Genomic DNA, 9,202 nt, shown 5'->3' on the forward strand with positions numbered 1-9,202 from the left:
GCCTAGCGTTCGTAGGGCAACAGCGCCTTGGCAGCCTCGATGCGGTCATGCAGCGCAACGCTCGGATCATTCATCACCCGCATCAAGAACGCTTTGGGGCTCTGGGCCTGCATGTCGCCAACCGGGCCAAGCGGGGCAGCCAGAGTGACAGCAACAGTGGCCGCCAATGGTTCCTCCTTGTGCTGCGCCGCATCCAAGCGTACCAGCGCTTCCTGCCACTGGGGCCGTGTGATGGGAGAGAGCCGCGACAGGATGTCCGCTTGCTGGTCCCGGTTGGGCGGAATGTCCAACCAGGGCTCGTCACCAAACACCGAGGCCAAGTCGGCACTCACAAACGCAGACCAGTAACCCGTGTGGGCATCTACGGCAGGCACTGCGCGCGCAGGCGCAGCGTTACCAGATGCCAGCGATGTGTGGGAGGGATACAGACCCACGCGGCTGTCGGGGACGGCAGCAAGGTACTGCAGGCGCAGCGCCGCTAGGAAATCTGCAGCCTCGCTGGACCGAACCGGCTGCGCCACCGAAAACCACAGCTGCAAACCATCGCTGCCAGAAATCGCGATGGCTGGCGCGGGCAATTCCAGCTCGCTTTGCACCGTGTGCCATACGGTGGACAAGACCGACCAGTCCGCAGGACGGGCCACTTCCAACACCATCGCTTTCACAGCGTCCGCAGGGACGTGTGTGCCTGTTTTTGCGGCTGTAGGTAGCGAGTCTGGCGCGCCATAGAGGCGCGCAAATTCTGTGTTCAAACGGGTCATGGTGTGCGATAAAAAATGGATTGCGAGGACCGTACGACAAGATTGGCGACAATACGGGCCTGGCTAGATCACTGGCCAGATTACAAAAGGAAAAACAATCCCATGGCAACTGCAAAAAAAGCGGCCCCCAAAGCCGCCGTCTCCTCCAAGAAAATCGCTGCTCCTGTGAAGGCCAAAAAGGTCGTCGTGTCCAAGGAAGCCAAGGCGATCGCCAAGCTGACTGAAAACATCGCCAAGCTGACTGAGCGCAAAAACAAGATCTCTGCCGAGATCAATGCCCTGCGTGACCAGCGCGCCGCACTGAAGGCCGCGCCTGCTGCTGCACCTGCAGCACCCAAAGCCAAAGCTGCCGTCAAGCCCGCAGCAAAACCTGCGGCCAAACCAGCTGCGAAAGCGCCCGCCAAAAAGGCCAAGGCAGCCGCCAAGAAATAATCGCCACGCGATTTTTCAAAAACAACAAGGGCCCCAATATGGGGCCCTTGTTGTTGGTGCGTCAATTCGGTCTTAGCTGCACTTGGGGTCGCACACCGCTTGTGACTTGCCGATGAACTTGCGCGTCTTGAGTTCACTGCGCGGGCGATGCTTGCCGCACAGGAAACAGGACATGGTGGTGGCGCCGGGGCTGGATGCTGTCAGGAACGGAGAACCTCCGACCTTGGACTTGTATCGCAACCCGTCTTCCAGGATCTTGGTTTTGTCTGCTGGCTTACTCATAGCCCCGATTTTACTTCCTTGCTGGCCCGGATACTGCTTGCACCCCCTGAAGCCAAACTGTCAGACACCCTTGGTAGTATGGGACTGACGTTTGAATCGAACCGAGAGGCTCCCCCGAATGCAAGCCATGTCTCCATCCGCCCATGTGAATGCCACGCCTGACAACAGCAGCCTGGACCACCGGGAAGCCGCCCGCTTTCGCTTCTGCTCCGGCCGCTGCCAGGGCGAACGCCCCCCGGAGGGCGGCGTGGAACTGGCACCCGGCCGCTGGCGCTGCAGCGTCTGCTGGATGGAGATTGCCAGAAAGCGGAGTTGAAGGTTTCGGGGCGTTAGGGCCGCTCGTACGCTCAGCGGCCCCCCCGTTGGCAGGCATTCAGGACTGGCATGCCAAGCCGGTAGCTTGGACCGCAGTTATGCGGCGGAAACAGACGTTCGTCAACGTCGGCTTACGGGAAGTCAGTCTTTGTGCCAGTCAGCTGGCAATCGTAGACTTCAAGTTTGCCGCAAAAGCGGGGGCGGGGCTTTCGGCTGTAACAACATTAAGAAGCAGGCAACAGGCATGCCGAATGCCCGATCCAGTCAATCAATTGGCGTGAAACGCTCATTGAATACATGTTAAGCGGTCAAGCAGTGGGGCGTGCCCTATCAGCTATTTGCCACCCAACGATTTGACCTCTGGAAAACGCACTTCAAACCACGAATTCCTCATTCCAGCATTGAATCCATATTGGGTTCTTGGCCCGTAGTCCCCTATGCATCCACTTCTACCAAGGTTGCTTGGCAGTTCAATCTCTTTGTCAATTTCGACCCTCTTGCGCGGGGCTCCCCAAGCAGTCCAAGCATCACCGATCGTATGCAGCACGCGCAACCAGACCGAGTAGGAGAGATCGGAAAAATCCGAACGAACTTTGCCTACAGGGCGCGGTTCGTCTCCGGGTACAAGTTCCCCGAATAGCTTGGTAGTCCAAAGTTCTCTACGCGGCGGAAATTCGCGAAACCCGTAATCAATACAAGTACCCAATTCAAGCCCGCACGACGGATGGCTTCTGAATCTAAAGAAGATGTCTTGGTCGACGTATGTGTAATAAAGATGGGTTCAGGGTCCTCGCCGCGAAAAGATGCAGGCCAGAGCTCTGAAAAGATGATGTAGGCAGCTCTGTCATCTCTTTCGAGGAACGGCACCAAGCCTTGAAAGCCTTCGACTGGGCTATTGCGCGAAAGGTACGGTACATTGGATACAGGGAGTCGCTCAAATTTCAGACTTGCCTTTGTAGCGCAATGGTCAACGTCAACAAGCCGCCATGCTGACGGAGCTGGAGTTTCAAGTGGGATGACATATGGTTCGGCAATGATGTATTGAGTTAGCTGATCTGGTTTTCCACTCTTTCTACTCGAAAATTCCCGACGAAATTGCGGTTGCCAGACACCGCTTCTCCAACCTCCTGTGATGCACAGGAAGAACCTATCCATTTCCTCAAGATACTCAGGCCAGCAAAGTAAGGCATCGGCGATGAAGTCATCAATACGACGCCAATGACCATATGACGGAGGCTCGGAAAGAAAATCCCCATAGTCAAATCTGAACTCTTTGGTATTTTGAGCATTGTTGCCAAAGGAAAAACGAACTAGTTGATCAAGCTCTCCATCTGTGTAGCGGCCAACATATGCGGTAACGCCAGATTCCTCGTTCATTGAACTAATGACCAATTGCTGGCCAGTAAGGTAGTTCCTAATTCGAAGAGGGTCTTCCTGGTATTCAAACCATCCATACTTTTTCATCATGGGTCCAATCTAGTTGCCTACCGAAACATACGTATAGGATATTTCATCGAAGTCTGTTGCCCGCGGGTTCTGGCAGTCGAATGGCCGTTATCGATGATGAATTTGACGTACGAGGGAACTGAATGAATGACCCGAATCAGCCCATGACTACAGCTAACTCCGAAGAACAACTTGCTATGAAGCAGTCCCTAGAAACGTGGATACCAATGTCCGATCTGGCGCTGGCCGGGTAACAATTGCTTGGACAGCAGTCTGCCTGTAGACGCTATCGCACGCCGAAGCAAGCCAACAGCTGCTGCGTACCGTACCTAGCCCGACGCTGGGTTTAGCTCATCCCACGCCGCGCCAAAGACAGTAGCCCAACGCCGAAGAACGCGCAGGCATATTTGGATTCAACAAACGATCAAAATTGCTATTCATTTAGGAGCTATTTGCGCATATTCCATAAGCCTTACAGGCCATTTTTATGCATCAATAAGGCTCTAAAAAATGCCCCCAACTCCCAGCAAAAATGCCGGAAGCTGGGGACACCGATTTCCCGACTGTTACATCAGAACTTGTAGCCGATGCCGAACGAAAACACGTTCTCTTTCAGGTTCGATGTGGTGCCGGTAGCAAAGGTCACATCGCGGAACTGGTTGAGGTCGTAGCCGGCTTGCCAGTACATGTTTTTGTCCAGCATCTGGCGCACGCCGATGCCGTAGCCCACGCCCTGCACATCGTTGGTGCTGCTGCCATCGTTGGCGGCGGCGGAGCCGTAGATGGAGGACAGCTTGCCGTAGAGCTGGAAGTTGTTGGCCAGCGCGAAGGTGGGAATCACGTCAATCGAGTAGCGGTTGTTGATGCTGGCCGCCGTGCCGTTGGCATAGGTACCGGCCAGGTGGTTGCCCGAGCTGTAGCTGCCGCCCAGGCCGATGGCAAAGTTGGGAGCCAAGGCCCAGTCGTAGCGGGCCTGCAGGCCCAGTGCAGTGGTTTTGCCGGTGTCAGACGTTCCATCGGTGGCACTGGTTGAGCCGGTGGACAGTTCGGCGTTGGCGCCAATGCTGAAACCCGACAGGTTGTCCGCAGGGCCCACCGCGAAGGCGGAAGACGCTGCAAATGCACCCAAGGCAATGGTCGTCAGAACAAGTTTTTTCATGAAGAGAACCGGGTGAAGGGTCCGAGTTAAGGGACCTCCATGGTCTGGGCTGTGTGTAAATCTGCGTTGGCTGCGGCGCAAAATCGCGTAAACAAGCATGCGGGCGCTGTAAAAGTTTGTGAAGCCACATCGCCGCCGCGCCCGCGCCGGGCTCGCCAGCTTGCATACACTTGGCAACCTTTTTGAATCACACCCCGACCGTGCAAGCCCTGCTCCACACCATCGCCACGCTGGACCTGCCCCGTGATGCCCAGCGCCTCTTCCACGGCCGCGGCGGCCTGCACCCCGGTTGCGAACAATGGGCGCTGGATTTTTATCCGCCCGTGTGGGTGCTAACCAGCTTTGCGCCCGTGGACGACGACACACTCGCCACCCTGGGCGCGGCACTGGTGGCCCGCTGGGACCAGATTGCGCCCGACCAGCCACTGAACTGGGTGTTCCAGTGCCGGGCCGAGGGGCACGCGGACACACGGCTCATGGCAGGTGCAGTGCCCGACCCGCATGAGGTGACCGAGGACGGCACGCAGTACAAGGTTCACGTGCTGCGCGGGCAAAACCACGGCCTGTTTCTCGACATGGCCGAAGGCCGGCGCTGGGTGCGTGCACATGTGGCTGCAAACCCTAAGACGTACGCCTTCCGGGTGCTCAACCTGTTTGCCTACACCTGTGCGTTCTCGGTGGTGGCGCTGCAGGCCGGGGCCAAGCAGGTCATCAATGTGGACATGGCCCAGGGCGCGCTGGCCATTGGCCAGCAGAACCACCGGCTCAACGGCTTCAACACCGGCGCCAGCTTTCTGGCGCACGATATTTTCAAGACCTGGGGCAAGATCACGCGCGGCGGGCCCTACGACCTCATCGTGTTGGACCCACCCAGCTACCAGAGGGGCAGCTTTGTGGCCACCAAGGACTATGCGCGCCTGCTGCGCCGCCTGCCCGAGCTGCTGGCCCCTGGCGGCCACGCATTGGTGTGCCTGAATGCGCCCGAGCTGGACACGGCATTTCTGCAAACCCACATGCAGGAGCAGGCGCCTGAACTGGCCTTGGTGCAGCGCCTGCCTAACCCGCCCGCCTTTGCCGACGCCTCGCCCGAACGCGCGCTGAAGGTGCTGGTGTACCGGGCGCCGGACCTGGCAGGCGCTTGAGTCTTTGGCGTATAAACCCGCATGCCCGCTACCGAACTCAAATTCACCCCCGCCGGCACTGTGGCCGGCAAGCTGCTGCTCATCCCTACCGGACAAGAAGGCCCCTTGCTGCCCCATGTGCAAGACTGGGTCACCGCCAAACTCAAGGCCAAACAGCCCGTCAAGGACGTGAGCAACACCGTGCTGGTCAAAGGTATCAAGCAGTGGTCGGCCTTTGAGGAAAAGGTGGGCGGCAAGAAGGTGCTGACTGTTTTCAAAATCACCTGAGCGAGCTGCAAGCCCTTGGCCGGGGCCGAGCCTCCGGGCGACTGGGTATTCTGCTCCGTGTCCCCCGGCCTTCGGCCTCCTCCTTGACCTGCGCAGAACACCCAGCCACCCGAACGCTCAGAGGGCTTGTATGCGGAGCACTTAGCGCCAGTCTGCTAAGCCCAGAATGCGCTCGCCCAGCGGCGTGAGCGTGGCGGTGGGGTACTTCTTCTTTTCCCACTCGCGCGGGTCGCCCGGAAAGGCGTAGCCCTGCGGGGCTTCGCGTTCTCGCCAAGACCTGACGCGTGCATCGCGCAGCATGGCGTCGCCTTCGTTGGCGGGCGTGAAGGCGATGTACTGCGCGGCGCGCACCAGGTGGTCGCTGGTGTTGGGGCGGATGCCATGGGCCAGCAGGCTGTTGAAGATTAGCAGGTCACCCGGCTCCATGACAATGAACTCCACTGGCCAGGGCAGGCTGTCCACGTCGGGGCGCCAGGGGTTGCGGTCGGCGGGCGCGGTCTTGCGCCATGCGTTGAAGTTCTTGAACAGCTCGGGAATGCACTGGAAGCCTCCACTCTCCGGGCTGGTAGCCGACAACGCCAGCACGCCCTGCACGTTGACAGGCAGCGGGTCCAGCGTGGTGTCGGCGTCCCAGTGGATGAAGCCGGTGAACTGGCGCGCGCCGCGGTTGGGGGTGTTGAGGTTGGCACGGTCGATGCTGACCCACAGGTCTTCGCGGTCCCAGATGTCCACAAAGGCGTCGTAGACGCGCGGGGTTTGGCGGTTGTTCCAGAGCGTCTGATGCTGGTAAGTCTCCACCATGCCCGAGCCGTTGAGTTCCTTCATCTCGTGACCGCGCAGTTCGGCGCGGTTCCAGGTGCTCGGGTCGTTCGGATCCCAGTCTTGAAACTCCCACAGGAAATCGGTAGTCGCCTTCACCTGCTCGGCCGGAATGGCCTGCTTGATGACGACATAGCCATAGGTCTGCCAGTGGGCAAAGTCAGCCTCGGACAGCACGCGCAGCGGCAGTTGTTTGCGGATGTCGCGCAGCTGTTCATTGGCGGTGTACGAGAGGGTGGGGTTGCCGGGGCGTTGGTCGCCGTAGCGGTAACGGTCGTTCATGGAGTCTCCTGCGTGGGTGTTCTGGATGAAATGCATTGTGGAAACAGACACGCAGCAGCAGTTCTTGCAGACTGCCGCATACTGATACGATTCTGACCAAACCACTCCACCCAAGGTCATGAAACCGCAGTTTGAACAGGTCACCGTGCCCGTGGGCGAGTCCTGGAGCCTGCTCTGGCGGGAACTGCCAGAGCTGCCCTTTTTGTGGCACTACCACCCGGAGTTCGAGCTGACACTCACGCTGAACGCGCAGGGCCAGCGCTATGTGGGCGACAGTCTGGAAGATTTCGCGTCGGGCGACCTAGTGCTCACCGGCCCCAACCAGCCCCACACCTGGGCCGCCACCGAGCGGCCCGATACCCGCCAGCCCATGCTGGCGGTGGTGATGTGGTTCAGCACCGACTGGCTGGAGCGCGCCCTGGCCAGCTGGCCCGAGCTGGGCGCACTGCACACCCTGTCAGCCCAGGCCGGGCGCGGGCTTAAGTTTTCGGACGCAGCACGCGCGCAGGTGCAGCCGCTGATCCTGGCGCTACAGGCGCAAGAGCCAGCGCTGCGACTACCCACGCTGTTGCACATCCTCGCGCTCTTGGCCAAAGACACTGCAGCCCGGCCGCTGGCCACCCACGCCTACACCCCGGCGGGTGACAAGGTAGGCCACCGCATCGGCAAAATCCTGCACCGCCTGCATGCACAGCCGGCGGACACCGTGTCGGCCCCAGCGCTGGCCGAGGAGGTGGCGATGTCGGTCGGCGCCTTCCACCGCTTCTTCAAGCGCCACACCGGCATGACGTTGCTGGACTACGTGTCCCAGCTGCGCATTGGCCAGGCCTGCCAGCTGCTGATTGCCACGCAACGCCCCATCAAGGTGATTGCCAGCGATGTGGGCTACGGCACGCTGGCCCACTTCAACCGCCAGTTCTTGCAGCGCAAAGGCATGACGCCGCGCGCGTTTCGGGCCAACTACCAGGGAGCGGCGACATAGCCGCCCGGCAGGTGGCAAGGCTCAGGACTTGCCTGCCGTAAAGCCCCCATCCACCAGCAGGTTGGCACCGGTGATGAAGCTGGCCTCGTCACTCAATAAAAACAGCACCGGGTTGGCCACTTCTTCTGACCGCCCCAGCCGCCCAATAGGGTGCAGGGCGATCAGGCCTTGTTTCATGGCCGGGTCCAGCCCGGCAAGCAAGGGCGTGTCGATGTAGCCTGGCCCCACGGAGTTCACACGCACGCCCTTGGCCGCAGCCTCTAGCGCCAATGTGCGCGTCAGGTTCACCACACCACCCTTGGCTGCAGAGTAGGCGGCGGTCATGCTCTGGCCAAACACCCCGAGGATGGATGCGCAATTGACGATGCTGCCACCGCCCAGCGAGTACATCACGCGCAGCGCCGCGCGCGCTACGCGGAACACACCCATCAGGTTGATGTCGATGATGCGCAGGAAGTCTTCATCGCTGTACGCATCTGCCGGGCTCAGGCCGCCAATGCCCGCGTTGTTGAACACGCCGTCCAGACGGCCAAAAGCGGCCACGCTGTCGGCGATGAGTTGGTCCACCTGCGCCGTCGATGCCATGTCTGCCGCCAAGAAGCGGCAGCGCCCGCCGTGTTGTTGAGCCAATGCCTGCGCCAACATCGCCCCTTGCGAGCTGGCGAGGTCAGCCATCACCACGTTGGCACCCTCTTGCAAACAACGCTCTACCGTAGCCAATCCAATGCCGCTGGCACCTCCGGTGACCAGAATGCTCTTGCCTTGTAAACGCATGGTTTTCTCCTGATGTGTGTATGGGAACAATCCGACGATGACAGTTCCTATCCTGCACAACTACGGTCCGCCGTATGTTGATGCAACGCAGAAAATGCCCGAACGGCCAAGCCACCCCACTGCTATGCTATTCATAGCTAGTCGCGCATTACCCATATGCCAAACAGCGCGATTTCAAGCCCATTGCAGTCCCACATCCACCGCAGGTATCACCAGCTGAACCCGGCGAAGCTCAATCAAAAATTTCGTGCAGCCACGACTTTTTTCGGCTCTGCGGATATCGCTTGTGCTCACGAAAGTCAGAGTCTTCGAAGTCGCGGTGTACGCCGGGATGACTGGCACGGGCAGGCATCGCAGTCGCCGCAGACGGGACGGGGACTTTGTCCAGCAACTTGTCAAGTTCGCCCCTGTCAAGCCAGATGCCACGGCAGCTGGGGCAGTAATCAATCTCCACGCCTTGGCGTTCACTCAAAACCAGCGTGGTGTTGGTGCAATGGGGACATTTCATAATCGATTCCATTTCTTTGAGTTAATGAGAAAA

12 protein-coding genes are annotated in these 9,202 nt (G+C 59.5%); 5 read left to right on the forward strand and 7 right to left on the reverse strand.

The window, feature by feature from the left end; genetic code table 11:
- Positions 1 to 2: 2 nt before the first annotated feature.
- The gene (locus U5O12_RS21025; RefSeq protein WP_322580523.1) at positions 3 to 761 is read right to left on the reverse strand and encodes a hypothetical protein; all 759 of its coding nucleotides are present in this window, start codon (positions 759 to 761) and stop codon (positions 3 to 5) included.
- A 102-nt stretch (positions 762 to 863) separates the two neighbouring features.
- Between U5O12_RS21025 and U5O12_RS21030 the strand changes: the two genes are divergently transcribed.
- Positions 864 to 1,193, forward strand: coding sequence for a histone protein (locus tag U5O12_RS21030; RefSeq protein ID WP_322580524.1), 330 nt, complete (start codon positions 864 to 866; stop codon positions 1,191 to 1,193).
- A gap of 72 nt (positions 1,194 to 1,265) precedes the next feature.
- Here U5O12_RS21030 and U5O12_RS21035 read toward each other — a convergent pair whose 3' ends face one another.
- Complete coding sequence (locus tag U5O12_RS21035) at positions 1,266 to 1,475, reverse strand: hypothetical protein (RefSeq protein WP_296468841.1); 210 nt, start codon at positions 1,473 to 1,475, stop codon at positions 1,266 to 1,268.
- Positions 1,476 to 1,602: 127 nt separating this feature from the next.
- Between U5O12_RS21035 and U5O12_RS21040 the strand changes: the two genes are divergently transcribed.
- A complete protein-coding gene (locus U5O12_RS21040; protein ID WP_322580525.1) occupies positions 1,603 to 1,791 on the forward strand; it encodes a hypothetical protein in 189 nt (62 codons plus the stop codon).
- A gap of 596 nt (positions 1,792 to 2,387) precedes the next feature.
- On the opposite strand, the gene U5O12_RS21045 is transcribed toward U5O12_RS21040, so the two are convergent.
- A complete protein-coding gene (locus U5O12_RS21045; protein ID WP_322580526.1) occupies positions 2,388 to 3,257 on the reverse strand; it encodes a hypothetical protein in 870 nt (289 codons plus the stop codon).
- 550 nt (positions 3,258 to 3,807) lie between these two features.
- Positions 3,808 to 4,395, reverse strand: a complete 588-nt coding sequence (locus U5O12_RS21050; RefSeq protein WP_322580527.1) for an outer membrane protein — start codon at positions 4,393 to 4,395, stop codon at positions 3,808 to 3,810.
- Positions 4,396 to 4,595: 200 nt separating this feature from the next.
- On the opposite strand from U5O12_RS21050, the gene U5O12_RS21055 reads away from it, so the two are divergent.
- Positions 4,596 to 5,537, forward strand: coding sequence for a class I SAM-dependent methyltransferase (locus tag U5O12_RS21055; RefSeq protein WP_322580528.1), 942 nt, complete (start codon positions 4,596 to 4,598; stop codon positions 5,535 to 5,537).
- Between the two features lie 21 nt (positions 5,538 to 5,558).
- A complete protein-coding gene (locus U5O12_RS21060; RefSeq protein ID WP_322580529.1) occupies positions 5,559 to 5,804 on the forward strand; it encodes a hypothetical protein in 246 nt (81 codons plus the stop codon).
- A 141-nt stretch (positions 5,805 to 5,945) separates the two neighbouring features.
- Here U5O12_RS21060 and U5O12_RS21065 read toward each other — a convergent pair whose 3' ends face one another.
- On the reverse strand, positions 5,946 to 6,905 hold the full coding sequence (locus tag U5O12_RS21065) for a phytanoyl-CoA dioxygenase family protein (protein WP_322580530.1): 960 nt from the start codon (positions 6,903 to 6,905) through the stop codon (positions 5,946 to 5,948).
- 118 nt (positions 6,906 to 7,023) lie between these two features.
- On the opposite strand from U5O12_RS21065, the gene U5O12_RS21070 reads away from it, so the two are divergent.
- Complete coding sequence (locus U5O12_RS21070) at positions 7,024 to 7,887, forward strand: AraC family transcriptional regulator (protein ID WP_322580531.1); 864 nt, start codon at positions 7,024 to 7,026, stop codon at positions 7,885 to 7,887.
- Positions 7,888 to 7,908: 21 nt separating this feature from the next.
- Here U5O12_RS21070 and U5O12_RS21075 read toward each other — a convergent pair whose 3' ends face one another.
- The gene (locus U5O12_RS21075; RefSeq protein WP_322580532.1) at positions 7,909 to 8,661 is read right to left on the reverse strand and encodes an SDR family NAD(P)-dependent oxidoreductase; all 753 of its coding nucleotides are present in this window, start codon (positions 8,659 to 8,661) and stop codon (positions 7,909 to 7,911) included.
- 232 nt (positions 8,662 to 8,893) lie between these two features.
- On the reverse strand, positions 8,894 to 9,169 hold the full coding sequence (locus tag U5O12_RS21080) for a zf-TFIIB domain-containing protein (RefSeq protein WP_322580533.1): 276 nt from the start codon (positions 9,167 to 9,169) through the stop codon (positions 8,894 to 8,896).
- Positions 9,170 to 9,202: the final 33 nt, after the last annotated feature.

The organism is Rhodoferax sp., from assembly GCF_034519335.1.
Classification (GTDB): domain Bacteria; phylum Pseudomonadota; class Gammaproteobacteria; order Burkholderiales; family Burkholderiaceae_C; genus Allorhodoferax.

Bases quoted from the DNA above. Each gene is read 5' to 3' on its own strand.
- U5O12_RS21050 (WP_322580527.1), bottom strand. From the start codon at position 4,395: ATGAAAAAACTTGTTCTGACGACCATTGCCTTGGGTGCATTTGCAGCG.
- U5O12_RS21045 (WP_322580526.1), bottom strand. From the start codon at position 3,257: ATGATGAAAAAGTATGGATGGTTTGAATACCAGGAAGACCCTCTTCGA.
- U5O12_RS21080 (WP_322580533.1), bottom strand. From the start codon at position 9,169: ATGAAATGTCCCCATTGCACCAACACCACGCTGGTTTTGAGTGAACGC.
- U5O12_RS21065 (WP_322580530.1), bottom strand. From the start codon at position 6,905: ATGAACGACCGTTACCGCTACGGCGACCAACGCCCCGGCAACCCCACC.
- U5O12_RS21025 (WP_322580523.1), bottom strand. From the start codon at position 761: ATGACCCGTTTGAACACAGAATTTGCGCGCCTCTATGGCGCGCCAGAC.
- U5O12_RS21075 (WP_322580532.1), bottom strand. From the start codon at position 8,661: ATGCGTTTACAAGGCAAGAGCATTCTGGTCACCGGAGGTGCCAGCGGC.
- U5O12_RS21030 (WP_322580524.1), top strand. From the start codon at position 864: ATGGCAACTGCAAAAAAAGCGGCCCCCAAAGCCGCCGTCTCCTCCAAG.
- U5O12_RS21035 (WP_296468841.1), bottom strand. From the start codon at position 1,475: ATGAGTAAGCCAGCAGACAAAACCAAGATCCTGGAAGACGGGTTGCGA.
- U5O12_RS21060 (WP_322580529.1), top strand. From the start codon at position 5,559: ATGCCCGCTACCGAACTCAAATTCACCCCCGCCGGCACTGTGGCCGGC.
- U5O12_RS21070 (WP_322580531.1), top strand. From the start codon at position 7,024: ATGAAACCGCAGTTTGAACAGGTCACCGTGCCCGTGGGCGAGTCCTGG.
- U5O12_RS21040 (WP_322580525.1), top strand. From the start codon at position 1,603: ATGTCTCCATCCGCCCATGTGAATGCCACGCCTGACAACAGCAGCCTG.